Here is a 15,604-nt window from a genome sequence, read left to right as displayed (position 1 = left end):
TGGACGGAGTGGGCTCTGGTCTGGTTGCATCCAGATCTGCGTCCGTTCGAGTGCATTCACTCTGAAGTGGAACCCCCGCGCACCGGAATGCGTCAAAATTTGGCAATGCCGTGCAGAACTTGGTGAATGTTCAACACTGGTGGGGGCGCAGTGGAGATCAGGATTCTCGGGCCGGTCGAGCCGTCAGTGCCGCCGAAACCCGCGCAGATCTTAGCCGTCCTGGCGGTCGAGTGCGGCAAGATCGTGCCCGTCGAACGGCTCATCGACCTCATCTGGGGCGAGGAGCCGCCGCCGCAGGCGCGCAAGTCGCTTCAGGTGCACATCTCCAGCCTGCGCCGCTCCGGGCTGCCGGTCGAGCACCGGGCGGCGGGCTACGTGCTCAACGCCGACCCCGAGAGCGTCGACCTGCACGCGTTCCGGCGGCTCGTGGCCAGGGCGGGCGACGAGGCCGACCTCAAGGCCAAGGCCGAGGTCCTCAACGAGGCGTTGCAGCTCTGGCGCGGCACGCCGGTGGTGTTCGCGCAGACGCTCGACGTGCAACGGCTCGCGGCCGCCGAGGCGTGGGTCGACGCCGAGCTGGCGCTGGGGCGGCACGCCGAGCTCATCGACCGGCTCGGGGCGTTCGTCGCCGAGTACCCGCTGGCCGAACGGCTGCGCGGGCAGCTCATGACGGCGCTCGCCAGGGCCGGGCGCCGCGCGGACGCCATGCGGGTGTTCCGGGAGACGCGCAAGGTGCTCGTCGACGAGCTCGGCGTCGAGCCAGGCGAGCAGCTCCAGCAGCTCTACCGGGACGTGCTGGAGGGCTCGCGGGACAGCCGCCGCAACTACCTGCCGCGCGACGCGGGCGACTTCACCGGGCGTGACCGGGAGCTGAGCAGGCTCCTCGACAGCGACGGCGGCGTCTGGTGGATCGAGGGGCCGGCCGGGGTCGGCAAGTCGGCGCTCGCGGTGCATGCGGCGCATCGGCTGGCCGACCGGTATCCGGACGGGCAGCTGTTCGTGGACCTGCACTCGCCGTCCGGGGCGCTCGACGCGTTGCTGCGCGCGATGGACGTGCCGAGCGAGCGGATTCCGGAGTCCGCCGAGGAACGCGCGGCGTTGTGGCGGGCCACGGTCGGCGGGCGGCGCGTGGCGATCGTGCTGGACGGCGTCACGAGCGTCTCGCAGGTCAGGCCGCTGTTACCGGGCAGCCCCGGCTGCCTGACGCTGATCACGAGCCGCAGCCGGTTGTGCGGGCTCGAAGGCGTGCGCCGCATCCCGTTGGACGTGCTGAGCAGCGACGAGGCCGTCACCCTGCTCCAGCGCATCCTCGGCGACGACCGGGTCTCCGCCGAACCCGACCAGGCGCAGGAGGTCGCGCGGCTGTGCGGGTACCTGCCGCTCGCGGTGCGGATCACCGGCGCGCGGCTGGCCGGTCGCGCGCACTGGCCGGTGTCGAAGCTGGTCAGAAGGCTCTCCGACGAACGCAGCAGGCTCGACGAGCTCGTCGCGGACGACCTCGCGGTGCGGGCCGGCCTGGAGCTGACCTACCGGGCGCTCGACGAGAACGTCCGCCGCGCGTACCGGATCTTCGGGTTCCTCGGGCTGCCCGAGGTGCCGAGCTTCCTGTGGGTGCACCTGCTGGACGAGGACGTGCTCGACCAGCTCGTGGACGCGCGGCTGCTCGACGTCATCGGCAGCGCGCGGTACCGGATGCACGAGCTGGTGCGGCTGCACGCCCGCGAGCTCGCCGAGGCCGAGGACCAGCAGCAGGAACGCGAGGACGTCGTCAGAAGGGCCGTGGTCGCCGCTCTGTCCACTGTGGATGGACTGACCGAGCAGCTCTTCCTCGCCGTGCCGCGCATGCAGGACTCGCTGGGCATCGTCGCGACGGCGGCGCGCCCGACCGACAAGGACGCCTGGTTCGCACGCGAGGAGCCGTTGCTGACCAGGCTCGTGGAACGCGCGGCGGAGCTCGGCCTCGCGGAGATCGCGTCGCAGCTGGCCGAGGTGCTGGTGTTCGCTTGGTTCGGGCTCAGGAACCGTTACGAGGCCTGGGAACGAACACACACGGCGGCGCTGGAGGCCGTGTGGAGGACCGGAGACCTGCGCCTGGAGGCGGTGCTGCGGTGCAGCCTCGGGCAGATGCACTACAAGCGCGACAACCTGGTCGAGGCGCGGTCGTGGTTCGACACCGCGCAGACGTTGTTCGTGGACATGGGCGACCGGCGCGGCGAGGCCGTGGCGATGAACGGCATCGGCATGGTGTGCCGCGATCTCGGCCAGTACCCGTGTGCGCTGGAGGCGCTCGGCCGAGCCCGTGAGCTGATGGAGTCCCAGGACCTCGAAGGCGAAGCGCACGCGCTGTACGGAATCGGCTCCATCAAACGAGAACTCGGCGACGACGAGGGTTCGTTCGACACTCTTCGCCTCGCCGAGTCCCTCTACCGGAAGGCGCGCAGCCGCAGGGGCGAGGCGCTGGCGGCCCGCGGGATCGGGCTCGTCCACCGCGCTCGCGGTGAGCTGGACCTCGCTGAGGACCACATCCGGCGCGCCCACGAGATGGTCGCCGGCACCGGCGACGAGCTGCTCGGCTGCTACACCGCCCAGGCGTGGGCGAAGGTGTTGCTGCGCAGGGGTTTGCTCGACCCCGCGGAAGGACTGCTGCGGCAGGCGCTGGACGGCTGCCGCGACGTCGGCGACCGGTTCGGCGAGGCGCTCGTCCGCCGCACGCTGGGGGAGTGGCGGCTCGCGGCGGGCGACCACTCCGGCGCGCGGGTGGTGCTGACGGACCTGCTGCCGGTGTGGAACGACCTGAGCCTGCCGTTGTGGCGGGCCAGGACGCTCCGGGACCTGGGAGCGGTCCACGCCTGTCTGGGGGACGTCGAAGGCGCGGACCGCTCCTGGGACGAGGCCGCAGAGCTCTTCACGCGACTGGGCACCCGAGAGATGGGGGAGGTGCGCCAGTGGCCTGCTCAGTGGGGCCTCGCGACCGTCCGCCTCAGCCGGTGATCTTCTTGTACTTCCACGGGGCGTAGCCACCGCTCTTGAGCGACGAGATCGTCACGGTCTCGTGGTCCATGTCGGTGGCGGTGCTGCCCTCTTCGTAGATCCACGCGGACGTCTTCGCGGTGTTCGCCCACTTCTCGAACAGCTTCACGTGGCCGTTGCGCAGGATCATGTCGCCCGGCTTGAGGTTCGCCCACGAGATCTTGGTGGCGACCTCGTCCAAAGTGGACGTGTTGCGGCTGGTCGTCAGCTTCCACGTCATGGACACGAAGCCCGAGCAGTCCGTGCGGTACTTCTTGCCCTTGTTGATGTCCCAGGCGTAGGCGGACTGGCTGTACGGAACCTTGCGGTCCCACCAGTCCTTGGCCCGCTTGATGACCTCGGTGCGGGAGATCGAGCCGCCGTATCCGGCCGCCGCCTCGACCTGCGAGATGGCGGTCTCCTGCTCGGCAGGACCCTCCGGCGCGGCCTGGGCGATGCCGCTCAGGCCACCCAGCAGCCCCAGCGAGATCGCGGTCGCCGCGACGGCGTGGCGAATGCGCATTGTTGTAGCTCCGATCGACTTGCTGTCGGTGATGACCGGAACTGTCCACGGTGGCGCCAAAGATCGGCCTAAGACTGATTTAGGCGACTCTTTACCGCTCCTTCCTAGCTTCGCGGCACCTTGCTTTGGGCTTAAGGAGAGAGCACATGTTCGTTCGCACGATCGCAGCCGTGATCGCGATGTTCGCCGCTCTGATCATGGGCGCGTCCGTCGCGTCGGCGGCCCCGGCCAAGTACACCCACGCGCAGGCGGCCGCGCAGCTGCGCGCGGCCGGCATCACCTGGACGTCGAGCGGCGGTTGCAGTGATCGCAACCGTCCGAACTGCACGTCGTTCGAGCAGATCAACCAGACGACCATCGCGGGTGCCAAGACGTTCAAGAGCGCGTCGGGCTGTGCGCTGACCATCACCGGCGGCACGGAGACCGGCCACGCGTCGGGCACGTACTCGCACTGGAACGGCTACAAGGTGGACTACCGCCTGACCAGCTGTGTCACGAACTACATCAAGGGCAGCTTCTCGTCCATCGGCGGCAACAAGTGGAAGTCGAACGCGGGCAACATCTACTACCTCGAGTCGAACCACTGGGACGTCACGTACTACAACTGCGGTTGCTGAACTAGGGGCAGGGCCGGTAGTAGGTTTGCGGGGTGACCACACTCGGCGCCGTCTACCGGCCTCAGCTCCCGCCCGAGAACCTGCGTTCCGTCGTCCTCGCCGCGGAGGAGTCCGGTGTGGACTCGTTGTGGCTGTGGGAGGACTGCTTCCTGGAGAGCGGCATCGCCTGCGCTTCCGCCGCCCTGGCCTGGACCTCCCGGTTGAAGGTCGGCGTCGGCCTGCTGCCGGTCCCGTTGCGCAACGTCGCGATCGCCGCGATGGAGGCCGCGACGCTCGACCGGTTGTTCCCGGGACGCGTCACGATCGGCGTCGGGCACGGCGTGCAGGACTGGATGGGTCAGGTCGGCGCGCGGGTGTCGTCGCCGTTGACGCTGCTGCGCGAGTACACCGGCGCGTTGAAGGCGTTGCTGGCGGGCGAACGGGTCACCGTGGACGGCCGGTACGTCAAGCTGACCGGCGTCGCGCTGGACTGGCCGCCGGCCGCGCCGATGCCGATCTACGTGGGCGGGCTGGGCCTGAAGACACTGGACCTGGCGGGTGGGGTCGGCGACGGCACGATCCTCGACGCGTCGGCGGATCTGGACCGGGTCCGGGCCATCAGGGCGACCCGCGAGCACCCGCTGGTCGTCTACGTCGAGACGGACTCGCGTGACCGCGCGTTCGTCACGGACCTGGTCGCGCAGGTGGCCGAAGCGGGCGCTACCAGCGTGATCTTGCAGCAGTCCGCCACGAGCGAGGACCCCGAAGGGTTCGTTCGTTTCGTGGGATCACTCGATGGTGTGAGTGCATAGCGTCGTAGATAACGGCGGATTCCTCCTTGCGATGGAACGGTCATGGGCCTTTCGTCGCTGTTCGGGGAGGTAAGCATGCTCGGGCGCAAGAACCGCCGGATCGCAGAGCTGCAGCGGGCCGTGGAGGGCCTGCAGGAACTCCTCGCCCGAATCGGTGACGCCCGGTCAGCGCAGACCGACGTGCTCGACGAGGTCGACCGAGCCGGTGCCGAACTAGTAGCGCTGCGGCACCGGATCAAGAACGCGCGCGCCGAACTCCAGCCGCTGAAGGAAGAACTGACCTTCCAGCGGGCAGGTGTGTTCCGCGCCGACGCCGTCGCGGACCACCAGGCGCAGCTCGACCTCATCCACGACGAGATGAAGACCCTGATCAAGACCGGTGCGGCGATCGAAGGTGGCGGGCAGGTCACCTACAACGGATCGGACGCGACCGGACGCAGGCTCGTCGAGGACTGGTCCGCGCTGATGCTCCGCTCGTACAACTGCGAGGCAGAGAACTGCCTGCGCATGCTGCGAGCCGGTGGCCTGGACGCGGCGAGAAGGCGGCTCGATCGCTCGGCGTCGGCGATCGAACGTCTCAGCGGGACGTTCGCGCTCCGCGTCTCGCCGCGTTACCAGGCCTTGCGCACGTACGAGCTCGAACTGACCGCCGACCACCTCCAGCGCAAGGCGGAAAGCCGCCGCACCCGCCGAATCGCCTCGTGATGGTCCGTTCGGGTGGGTTTGCCCGATTGGTCTAACGGTCGCGGCGCGCCTCGCGATGACGCCGATACACGTCGTCGCCCGAGGGAGTCCACCGATGTTCGGCAGCAAGCAGAAGAAGATCGTTTCGCTTGAACACGCCGCGGGCGGACTCCAGGCACAGGTCAACCAGTTGAACGGGTACCTGCAGCAGATCGGTGGTCTCGACTACCTGCAGGTGCGCCAGGAGATCGACCGCATGCGCGCAGAGCTCGCCGGCCTACAGCAGACGCACGCCGGAGAGAGACAGGCGCATCAGAACGCGCTGGCCGCCGAACGCCGGGCACAGGACGAAGCGCTGGCGTTGCAGAGGCAGGGTTTCGAGCAGGGCCTGGCCCAGCAGCGCGCCGAACTGGCGTCCGCGCAGGCGATGTTGGTGCCGTTCAGCGACGAGCTGCTGTTCCAGGACGCCGGCGTGTTCCGCTACCACCACCCGCTGGAGAACGCCGAGGCGTACAAGCGCGAACTCGACCGCGTGCAGGACGCCATGAAGCAGATGATCAGAGACAAGACCGCGGTTACCGGCAGCACCAACTTCACCTTCAACAAGTCGAGCCGGGAAGGCGCCAAGATGGTCGCCGACTGGTGCAAGCTGATGCTGCGCTCGTACAACGCCGAGGCGGAGAACAGCCTGCGGGTGATGAAGGCGGGTTCCGTCGACGCGGCGAAGAAGCGGCTGCTCCGCGCGGCCGAGGCGATCGAGAAGCTGGGCAAGATGCTCAGCATCCAGATCAACGACCGCTATGAGGCACTGCGCATGCGCGAGCTCGAACTCACGGCGGACTACCTGCAGAAGAAGCAGGAGGAGAAGGAGAATGAACGCTCCGAGCGCGAGCGGTTGCGCGAGGAGGCCAAGGCGCAGGCGGAGTTCCGCCGCGAGCTGGAGAAGCTTGAGAAGGAGCGCAAGCACCTGGAGAACGTCCGCAGGGCGTTGCTGGCCAAGGGGGATGTCGCCGCCGCCGAGGAGCTCCAGTCTGAACTGGACAAGGTCGTGTCCGGTATCGAGGGCGTGCACCAACGCGAGGCCAACATCCGTGCCGGGTACGTCTACGTGATCAGCAACCTGGGCGCGTTCGGGCCGAAGATGGTCAAGATCGGCATGACCCGGCGACTGCATCCCGAGGAGCGCGTGCTCGAACTCGGTGACGCGTCGGTGCCGTTCCGCTACGACACCCACATCCTGCACTACTCGGCGGACGCGGTCTCGTTGGAGACCAAGCTGCACCAGGCGTTGTCCGATCGCCGGGTCAACCGGGTCAACATGCGCCGGGAGTTCTTCTACGCCACTCCCGAGGACGTGCGCGAGCTGCTGAAGACGCACTCCGGCCAGATGCTCGAGTACGTCCTCGAACCCGAGGCAGCGGAGTACCGGCAGAGCCTGACCAGCTGAAACCACTTCAGCACCCTTTCACTAGGTAACTAGTGAAAGGGTGCTACGGTGGTCCGCATGGGACAGAGGGAGCACCCGCCGGTCCTGGCGGAGGACCTGGGGAAGAAGTACTCGCGGGGCTGGGCGTTGCGTGGCTGCACGCTGGAGATCCCGGCGGGCCGGATCGTCGCGCTCGTCGGGCCGAACGGGGCCGGCAAGAGCACGCTGATGGGCATGATCACCGGACTGCTGCGCCCGACGACGGGCCGGATCTCGGTGTTCGGGGACGCGCCGAACGGGCGCGGGATGCATGGGGCGGTGGCGTTCCTGACGCAGGCCAAGCCGTTGTACCCGCAGTTCACGGTCACCGAGACGCTGAAGTACGGGCGCAACGCCAATCCGGGGTGGGATCAGGCGTACGCCGAGGAGCTGGTCGAGAAGGCGCAGGTGCCGTTCGCGGCCAAGGTCGGCACGTTGTCCGGCGGGCAGCGGACGCGGGTCGCGCTCGCGCTGGCGCTCGGGAAGCGGCCGAAACTCCTGATGCTGGACGAGCCGCTCGCCGACCTCGATCCGCTGGCGCGCGAGAACGTCCTGCAGACGCTGGTGGAGGAGTGCCGGACGCAAAAAATCACGGTGCTGTTGTCGTCGCACGTGCTGGCGGAGCTGGAAGACGTGTGCGATCACCTCGTGCTGCTGGCCGACGGACGCGTCCGGCTCGCGGGCGACGTCAGCGCGCTGCTTCAGGCCCACGCGGAGCACCGGACGCTCAGTCAGCTCGCGCTCGCCTACATGCGGATGGAGGTCGCGGCATGACCTGGATCGTGTGGCGTCAGCAGCGGCCCGTGTTCATCACGCTCGTCGCCGGGCTGGTCGTGGCGGTGGCGGCGATCCTGTTGTTGCGCGCCGTAATGGTCGCCGACCTCACCGCAGGCAACCTCCTCGACTGCGTGGGCAAAGGGCTCGAAGCGTGTGGCCCTGCCGCGAACGACTTCCAGACCACGTGGTTCGACCGGCTGCACCTCGCTGAGGCGACGGTGCTCGCGGCGCCCGTGCTGATCGGCGTTTTCGTGGGCGCGCCGCTGTTCGCGCGGGAGTTCGAGCAGGGCACGCACGCCCTGGCGTTCACGCAGTCGGTCAGCAGGACGCGCTGGATGGCGACCAAGTTCGTCGTCGCCGCGCTGCCCGCGTTGGTCGTGGTGCTCGTCTACCAGCTGGTCGTGCACAGCTGGCTGGACGCGGCCGGTCAGCTCGGACCGCTGAGCACGGGGCCGTTCTACTTCACGACGTTCGAGGCTCAAGGGGTCTCGCCGGTCGCGTACACGCTCTTCGCCTACACGCTCGGCATGTTCGCGGGCGCGGTGTTCAAACGGACGCTCGTGGCGATGACGCTGACGCTCGGGCTGTTCGTCGCGGTACGGGCGGTGCTCACCGGGGTGCGCGAGCATCTGATCACGCCGACCAGGGTGCTCTCCGACGACCTGGACGCCCGCACGGTCGAACGCGGCCCGCTGGTGGTGGAGTCGGGCTTCCTGGACGCCAAGGGCGCGGTGGTGGCGGATCCGACACCGATGATGAACTGCGCGGGCAAGGGGGACGCGCAGGGAGCGGTGGACTTCGCGGCCTGCTACCGGGAGAACGGCCTCGCGCAGCGGTACTCCGACGTCATCCCCGTCGACCAAGTGACGACGCTGCACCTGCTGGAGGCGTCGATCTTCGCGGGGCTCGCGGTGCTGTTCGTGCTGGGCTCGGTGTGGGCCGTGCGCAGGCAGGTGTGACGGACGGCGATCGCGGGACGGGTGGACACCTATGCTGAGCGGCGTGATCGAGTTTCGCATCGATCGGCACTCCGGGGTGTCCACCTATCTCCAGATCGCCGCTCAGGTCAAGCAGGCCATGAGGATGGGGCTGCTCGGACCCGGCGACAAGCTGCCGACGGCACGCGAGGTGGTCGAGGCCACCAGGGTCAACCCCAACACCGTGCTGAAGGCGTACCGCGAGCTCGAACACGAGGGTCTCGTGGAAGGCCGCCGGGGCATGGGCACGTTCGTCACGGCCTCGCTCGCCACCGACGCGGCGAAGGCGGACGCGCCGCTGCGGCAGGACCTGGAGCGGTGGATGGACCGCGCCGTGGACGACGGGCTGTCGGCCGACGAGGTCGACGCGATCTACACCGACGTGCGGGGCACGCACTACTGATGTCCACTGTGGACTTGGGAGCACGATGAACGCCAGTCCTGTGCAGGCGGAGAACGTCGCGAAGCACTTCGGGCGCACCAGAGCGCTCGACGGCTGCTCGTTCTCGTTGCCCGAGGGCAGCGTGACCGGGCTGGTCGGGCCGAACGGCGCGGGCAAGAGCACGTTGCTGTCGTTGATCGCCGGGCTCGCGAAGCCCACCAGCGGTGAGATCACCGTGCACGGCACCGCGGTGCACGGCCGGATGCACCCCGACGTGTCGCTGCTGACCCAGAAAAGGCCGCTCTACGACCAGTTCACCGTCCGCGAGATGATGCGGGCGGGCGCGGCGATGAACGACCGCTGGTCGTCCGCCAGGGCAGACGAGGTGCTGGATCTCCTTGCGGGCGTGGACAAGGACGCGAAGGTGCGCACCTTGTCCGCCGGCGCGCGCACGCAGGTCGCGATCGCGTTCGCGCTCGGCCGGCTGCCGAAGGTGCTGCTGCTGGACGAACCGTTGTCCGACCTCGACCCGTTGGCGCGCGACGAGACGTTGCGGATCGTCATGACCGACGTCGCCGAACGCGGCACGACGGTGCTGTTGTCGTCACACCTGCTCACCGACCTCGGCGACGTCTGCGACCACCTGCTGCTGCTCGACGAGGGCCGCGTGCAGGTGGCGGGCGACATCGACGGGATCCTGGACGAGCACCGGGTCGTCGTCGGGCCCGCCGGGCTGGACCTGGAGACGGACGGTGTCGTGGTCGACTCCTCGCACACGTCCCGGCAGACGACGGCGCTGGTGCGTGGCGGCGGCGTGCCCGAGGGCTTCCAGGCCACGCACCCCGACCTGGAGGCGCTGGTCATGGGGTATCTGCGGGCGTCACGCACCCGCAAGCTCGTCCGTGCTCAGTAGATGGCTTTGTGCAGGCCCTGGATCAACGTCCGGTAGAGACCGCCGGCCGCACCCCAGCGGGCCAGCGCCGCCCGTGCCGCGTTCGCCCCCGCCGCGCCGTGCACGCCTCCGCCGGGCCACGCCGAGGAACCCGCTAGGTAGAGCCGGTCGAACGGGGTGTCCGCGCGGCCGAGCCCCGGCACTGGCCGGAAGACCAGCTGCTGGTGGATGGCGCCGGTGCCGCCGTTGACCGAGCCGATCTCGGCCGGCCCGAGCACCGAGCGCCCGAGGATGCGGGACCGGAAGCCGGGCGCGCGTTCCTCGATCATCACCTCGATGCGGTCGGCGCGGCGCTTCAGCCGGTCCGGCGTCCAGTTCCCGCCCAGCGGCACGTGCGTGTACGCCCAGGCGGCCTCGGTGCCGGCGGGGGAGCGTGACGGGTCGGTCGTCGTCATCTGGCCCATGACCAGGAACGGAGTGCGCGGCACCTTGCCGCACGCCAGCTCGTGGGCCACACCGGCCAGGCCGTTGACGTCGCCGCCGAGATGGATCGTGCCCGCCCGCGCCGCCTCGGGGTTGGTCCACGGGATCGGGCCGGACAGCCCCCAGTCGACCTTGATCGTGTCGCTGTCCCACTGGAACCGCGACAGGTCCTCGGCGAGCTTCGACGGCAGCGCGTCGGCACCGATCAGGTCCAGGTAGAGCGACGGCGCGGGCACGTCGGCCAGGACCGCACGGCGTGCGCGCACGACCGAGCCATCGGCCAGACGCACCCCAACGGCGACACCGCGCGCGTGCAGCACGCCCGTCACCTGGGCGTTCGTCTCGATGCGGCCACCGAACCGCCGCACCAGCGACGCCGTCAGCTCGCCCGCGCCGCCACGGGGAACCGGGTTGCCGACCTCCTGCGCGAGCATCGCCAGCAACCAGCCGAAGCCGGCGCCGCCCGCCTGATCCGGGCCGAGGTCCGTGTGCATCGTGTTACCCGCCAGTAACACGCGGGCGCCCTCGCCCTCGAACAGCTCCTCGCCCAGCCGGCGCACCGGCAACGTCAGCAGGCGGGCCAGCCGCAGGGCGTCGCCGGCCCCCGCCGAAAGCAGCAGTGAAAGACCACCGCGCACCGGTGGAAACGGTTGCAACAGAGAGTGAAGTACCGCATCGCGCACCTGGAGCCATCTCGAGTACTCCGTTTGCCAGCGTTCGGCGTCCGAGTGGGCAAAAGTACCGACGGATTTGGCCGTTTCCGCGACATCTCGCGAGAGCAGAGCCACTCGGTCATCCGGCAGAACGTGCGCTAGTACGGCCGGAGCGTGCTGCCACCGCACGTCGAGGTTCAGCGCACCGAGCACCGGCGAGCCCAGGCCGAGCGGGTAGAACGCGCTGAAGACGTCGTTGGAGAAGCCCGGCGCGGTGAGCTCGGCCGACGTCACGGCCCCGCCGGGCCTGTCGCGCTGCTCCAGCACGAGGACGTCCCAGCCCGCGTCCGCGAGCAACGTCGCGGCCACCAGCCCGTTCGGCCCGGACCCGATGACGACCGCGTCGACCTCGTTCACGCACGCCTCCTGTTGACCGTGTCCGGGCCACGATTCCAGATCTTCACGCGTTCGGATGCGTCCGTACGGAGGTGTGAAATTCGGCCGGGAACGCCGTATCTCATTTCGTTCGGCACCGAAGAGCTAGCACACTCCGTAGTCGAGCGGTAGTCACATGAACCTTACGTATCTGTGTTACGTATCACATAGAGAGGCATTATGTGACGACGAAATCAATACTGAGCTACCGCTTAGTATGCCGAGATCATTTGGACAAGGACTGCTGCATGCCCCTCCGCCGTGTACTGCCCACCGCCGCCTTGGCGCTCGCCGTCCTCGCGGCCGGTTGTGGCGCCAAGTCAGACGAGAAGGTCCAGGTGAAGACCGGGCCGGGCGTTACCGACGACACGATCTCGCTCGGCATCCTCACGGACATGACAGGTCCGTTCAAAGCCTCCGCGTTGACCCGCATGAAGGGCTATGACCTGTACGTGAAGCAGGTCAACGACCGCGGAGGCATCTGCGGGCGCAAGATCGAGCTCAAGCAGAAGGACCACGCGTACGACGTGCAGAAGGCACTCGACGCGTACTTCGACCTGGAGCCGCAGGTGCTCGGTCTGCTGGAGCTCGCGGGCACGCCGATGACCGCCGCGATCGAGCCCGACATCATGCAGACCCGCACGCTGACCGCCCCCGCGTCGTGGGCCGCGTCATTGCTCGGCAACCCCCACATGATGATCGTGGGCACCACGTACGACCTCGACGTCATCAACGGACTTGATCACTACAAGCGTCGCGGCGTCATCAACGAGGGCGACACCGTCGGCCACGTCTACGTCCGGGGCAGCTACGGCGACAACGCCGTCGAGGGCAGCCGGTTCGTCGGGACGCAGTGGAACATGAAGATCGCCGAGCAGCCGATCGGCGAGACCACGGCCGACCTCGCGCAGCAGATCGGCGCGCTGAAGGCCGCGGGCGCGAAGGCCGTCGTGCTGAGCACCACCCCCGCCCAGACCGCCGCCGCCGTCGGCGTGGCCGCGGCGCTCAAGTGGGAGGTGCCGTTCATGGTCAACGTGGTCGGCTTCGACACCGCCATCCTCGACTCCCCGGTCGGCCCGGCCGTGGAGAAGCAGGTGTCCGTCGTGACGTCGGTGGCGCCGTTCACCGGCACCCAGGCGGGCCCGCGCGAGGTGGCGGCGGAGTTCAACAAGTACTACCCGAACGACAAGCCGGCGATCTACGTCGACCACGGCTACACCGTCGCGAAGGTGTTCCTCTCCGTCGTGGAGAAGGCCTGCCAGGAGGGCGACCTCTCGCGGGACGGCGTGCTGAAGGCGTTCCACGACACCAACGGCCTCGACACCCAGGGCCTGACAGGCGCGCTGCACTACTCGCTCGTCGGGCGGCCTTCGGCCACGCAGTCCTACATCACCAAGGTCGACTCGAAGGTGCCCGGCGGTCTCACGACCGTGGAGGAGCTGTTCGAGTCCGAGCTCGTGAAGGCGAAGGGCACCCGCGCCAAGTAACGACCACATGAGAAAGGGCCCCTCCCGGCGGGAGGGGCCCTTCTTCGTCGTTCTACTTGCCGAAGCCGGCCTTGCGGAGCGCGTCCGCCATCGACCCGCTCGCGGGCGCCTGCGTGGTGCGCTGCTGGCCGCCACGCTGCTGCCCACCGCGTTGCTGCTGCTGCGGACGACGGTCACGGCCACCGCCGCCACCGCCCTGCTGCTTCGGAGCGGGCTTGCCCGGCTCGTCGGTCAGGCGCAGCGTCAGGCCGATCCGCTTGCGGGCCTCGTCGACCTCCAGCACCTTCACCCGCACCACGTCACCGGACTTCACGACGTCGCGCGGGTCCTTCACGTAGGTGTTGGACAGGGCCGAGATGTGCACGAGACCGTCCTGGTGCACGCCGATGTCCACGAACGCGCCGAACGCGGCCACGTTCGTCACGACGCCCTCCAGCACCATGCCGGGCTTGAGGTCGGCGATCTTCTCGACGCCGTCCGCGAAGGTCGCTGTCTTGAACGCCGGACGCGGGTCGCGGCCTGGCTTCTCGAGCTCGCGAAGGATGTCCGTGACGGTCGGCAGACCGAACTGCTCGTCCACGAACTGCTCGGGCCGCACCTTCGTCAGCACCGCGGTGTTGCCGATCAGCTCGGCACCCGCGGCCTCCTGGATCCGCCGCACCACCGGGTACGCCTCGGGGTGCACCGAGGAGGCGTCGAGCGGCTCGTCGCCACCGCGGATCTTGAGGAAGCCCGCGCACTGCTCGAACGCCTTCGGGCCGAGCCGCGCCACGTCCTTCAGGGACTTGCGGGACTTGAACGGACCGTTGGCGTCGCGGTGCAGCACGATGTTCTCCGCGAGACCGGCGGTGATGCCGGAGACGCGGCTCAGCAGCGGCACCGAGGCGGTGTTCAGGTCGACGCCGACCGCGTTCACGCAGTCCTCGACCACCGCGTCCAGCGAGCGCGACAGCTTCGACTCGGCCAGGTCGTGCTGGTACTGGCCGACACCGATCGACTTCGGGTCGATCTTCACCAGCTCGGCCAGCGGGTCCTGCAGGCGCCGCGCGATCGACACCGCGCCGCGGATCGACACGTCCAGGCCGGGCAGCTCGGACGACGCGTAGGCCGACGCCGAGTACACCGACGCGCCCGCCTCCGACACCACGATCTTGGTGAGGCCCAGGTCGGGGTGGCGCTTGATCAGGTCGGCGGCCAGCTTGTCGGTCTCGCGCGAGGCCGTGCCGTTGCCGATCGCGATCAGGTCGACGTTGTGCTGCTTGGACCACGCCGCGAGCTTCGCGATCGACTCGTCCCAGCGGTTCGCGGGCACGTGCGGCTGGATGACGCCGTGCGCGACGACCTTGCCGGTGGCGTCGACGATCGCGACCTTCACGCCCGTGCGGTAGCCGGGGTCGAGGCCCATCGTGGCGCGCGTGCCGGCCGGGGCGGCCAGCAGCAGGTCGCGCAGGTTCGAGGCGAACACCTTCACGGCCTCGTCCTCCGCGAACGAACGCAGGCGTCCGCGCAGGTCGATGCCCAGGTGCACGAGGATCCGCGTCCGCCACGCCCAGCGCACCGTGTCGGTGAGCCACTTGTCGCCGGGACGGCCCTGGTCGTCGATGCCGAAGCGAGCGGCGATGCGCACCTCGAACGTCGACGGACCCTCCTCACGCGGCTCCTCCGGCTCCAGGACGAGGTCGAGGACCTCCTCCTTCTCGCCGCGGAACAGCGCCAGGATGCGGTGCGACGGCAGCTTGGAGAACGGCTCGTCGAACTCGAAGTAGTCGGAGAACTTGGCGCCGTCGGTCTCCTTGCCCTCGCGGACCTTGGAGACGACCCGGCCGCGCGTCCACATCTGCTCGCGCAGGTCGCCGATCAGGTCGCCGTCCTCGCCGAACCGCTCGACCAGGATGGCCCGCGCGCCCTGCAGGGCTGCCGCGGTGTCCGCGACCTCCTTCGCCGGGTCGACGAACTTCGCGGCTTCCTCCTGCGGGTTCAGGCCAGGATCACCCAGAAGTGCGTCGGCCAGCGGTTCGAGACCGGCCTCCTTCGCGATCTGGGCCTTCGTGCGGCGCTTCTGCTTGTACGGCAGGTAGAGGTCCTCCAGCCGCGCCTTGGACTCGGCGGCGAGGATCTGCGCTTCCAGGGCCTCGTTCAGCTTGCCCTGTTCGCGGATGGAGTTGAGGACGGCCGCCCGGCGCTCCTCCAGTTCGCGCAGGTAGCCGAGCCGTTCCTCGAGTGTGCGCAACTGGGTGTCGTCGAGACCGCCGGTCGCCTCTTTGCGGTAGCGGGCGACGAACGGGACGGTCGCGCCACCGTCGAGCAGTTCGACAGCAGAGCCGACCTGGCCTGCGGCCACTCCGAGCTCGTCAGCGATCTTCTGGTGGATGAGCGTTGTCACAGCGCGCCATTCTGCCCGCTGCCCGATCCGACGTGGCACGGTGTCC

General features: G+C 69.0%; 12 protein-coding genes and 1 pseudogene. 10 read left to right on the top strand and 3 right to left on the bottom strand.

Annotated features, from left to right (window positions below; all coding sequences use genetic code 11):
- The first annotated feature begins 150 nt into the window (after positions 1-150).
- Complete coding sequence (locus tag BM417_RS37945) at positions 151-2,991, top strand: AfsR/SARP family transcriptional regulator (RefSeq protein WP_177320833.1); 2,841 nt, start codon at positions 151-153, stop codon at positions 2,989-2,991.
- Here the strand turns inward: BM417_RS37945 and BM417_RS37940 are convergent.
- Positions 2,981-3,532, bottom strand: coding sequence for an NlpC/P60 family protein (locus BM417_RS37940; RefSeq protein ID WP_093604554.1), 552 nt, complete (start codon positions 3,530-3,532; stop codon positions 2,981-2,983). The two genes, BM417_RS37945 and BM417_RS37940, sit on opposite strands and share 11 nt — an antisense overlap.
- 146 nt (positions 3,533-3,678) lie before the next feature.
- On the opposite strand from BM417_RS37940, the gene BM417_RS37935 reads away from it, so the two are divergent.
- From BM417_RS37935 to BM417_RS37900, 8 genes and pseudogenes are all read left to right on the top strand, one after another.
- On the top strand, positions 3,679-4,149 hold the full coding sequence (locus tag BM417_RS37935) for a hypothetical protein (protein WP_093604552.1): 471 nt from the start codon (positions 3,679-3,681) through the stop codon (positions 4,147-4,149).
- Between the two features lie 32 nt (positions 4,150-4,181).
- Positions 4,182-4,940, top strand: coding sequence for an LLM class flavin-dependent oxidoreductase (locus BM417_RS37930; RefSeq protein ID WP_093604550.1), 759 nt, complete (start codon positions 4,182-4,184; stop codon positions 4,938-4,940).
- Between the two features lie 75 nt (positions 4,941-5,015).
- Entirely contained in the window at positions 5,016-5,645 is a 630-nt protein-coding gene (locus BM417_RS37925) for a DUF4041 domain-containing protein (RefSeq protein WP_177320832.1), read from the top strand.
- Positions 5,646-5,739: 94 nt separating this feature from the next.
- Complete coding sequence (locus tag BM417_RS37920; RefSeq protein ID WP_177320831.1) at positions 5,740-7,071, top strand: DUF4041 domain-containing protein; 1,332 nt, start codon at positions 5,740-5,742, stop codon at positions 7,069-7,071.
- Positions 7,072-7,128: 57 nt separating this feature from the next.
- Positions 7,129-7,635, top strand: a pseudogene (locus BM417_RS37915) (ATP-binding cassette domain-containing protein); the annotation flags it as partial.
- Positions 7,636-7,859: 224 nt separating this feature from the next.
- The gene (locus tag BM417_RS37910) at positions 7,860-8,825 is read left to right on the top strand and encodes an ABC transporter permease subunit (protein WP_093604542.1); all 966 of its coding nucleotides are present in this window, start codon (positions 7,860-7,862) and stop codon (positions 8,823-8,825) included.
- Between the two features lie 43 nt (positions 8,826-8,868).
- Complete coding sequence (locus BM417_RS37905; RefSeq protein ID WP_093604911.1) at positions 8,869-9,246, top strand: GntR family transcriptional regulator; 378 nt, start codon at positions 8,869-8,871, stop codon at positions 9,244-9,246.
- Positions 9,247-9,271: 25 nt separating this feature from the next.
- Entirely contained in the window at positions 9,272-10,138 is an 867-nt protein-coding gene (locus tag BM417_RS37900; RefSeq protein WP_093604540.1) for an ABC transporter ATP-binding protein, read from the top strand.
- Here BM417_RS37900 and BM417_RS37895 read toward each other — a convergent pair.
- Positions 10,132-11,670, bottom strand: coding sequence for a phytoene desaturase family protein (locus BM417_RS37895; protein ID WP_093604538.1), 1,539 nt, complete (start codon positions 11,668-11,670; stop codon positions 10,132-10,134). The genes BM417_RS37900 and BM417_RS37895 overlap by 7 nt on opposite strands.
- A gap of 266 nt (positions 11,671-11,936) precedes the next feature.
- Here BM417_RS37895 and BM417_RS37890 point away from each other — a divergent pair, with 266 nt between their 5' ends.
- Positions 11,937-13,175, top strand: a complete 1,239-nt coding sequence (locus BM417_RS37890) for an ABC transporter substrate-binding protein (RefSeq protein WP_143138980.1) — start codon at positions 11,937-11,939, stop codon at positions 13,173-13,175.
- A 52-nt stretch (positions 13,176-13,227) separates the two neighbouring features.
- Here the strand turns inward: BM417_RS37890 and BM417_RS37885 are convergent, their stop codons facing one another.
- Positions 13,228-15,558 (bottom strand): Tex family protein, encoded by a 2,331-nt coding sequence (locus BM417_RS37885; protein ID WP_245822531.1) that lies wholly within the window; start codon positions 15,556-15,558, stop codon positions 13,228-13,230.
- Positions 15,559-15,604: the final 46 nt, after the last annotated feature.

The organism is Lentzea waywayandensis, assembly GCF_900115955.1.
In the GTDB taxonomy this organism is placed as follows: Bacteria; Actinomycetota; Actinomycetes; order Mycobacteriales; family Pseudonocardiaceae; genus Lentzea; species Lentzea waywayandensis.
Note: the sequence above shows the minus strand (reverse complement) of the source record. Positions and strands in the feature narration are given on the sequence as shown.

Coding starts and splice junctions, on each gene's coding strand:
- BM417_RS37935 (WP_093604552.1), top strand. CDS start 3,679: ATGTTCGTTCGCACGATCGCAGCCGTGATCGCGATGTTCGCCGCTCTG.
- BM417_RS37940 (WP_093604554.1), bottom strand. CDS start 3,532: ATGCGCATTCGCCACGCCGTCGCGGCGACCGCGATCTCGCTGGGGCTG.
- BM417_RS37890 (WP_143138980.1), top strand. CDS start 11,937: ATGCCCCTCCGCCGTGTACTGCCCACCGCCGCCTTGGCGCTCGCCGTC.
- BM417_RS37900 (WP_093604540.1), top strand. CDS start 9,272: ATGAACGCCAGTCCTGTGCAGGCGGAGAACGTCGCGAAGCACTTCGGG.
- BM417_RS37920 (WP_177320831.1), top strand. CDS start 5,740: ATGTTCGGCAGCAAGCAGAAGAAGATCGTTTCGCTTGAACACGCCGCG.
- BM417_RS37925 (WP_177320832.1), top strand. CDS start 5,016: ATGCTCGGGCGCAAGAACCGCCGGATCGCAGAGCTGCAGCGGGCCGTG.
- BM417_RS37910 (WP_093604542.1), top strand. CDS start 7,860: ATGACCTGGATCGTGTGGCGTCAGCAGCGGCCCGTGTTCATCACGCTC.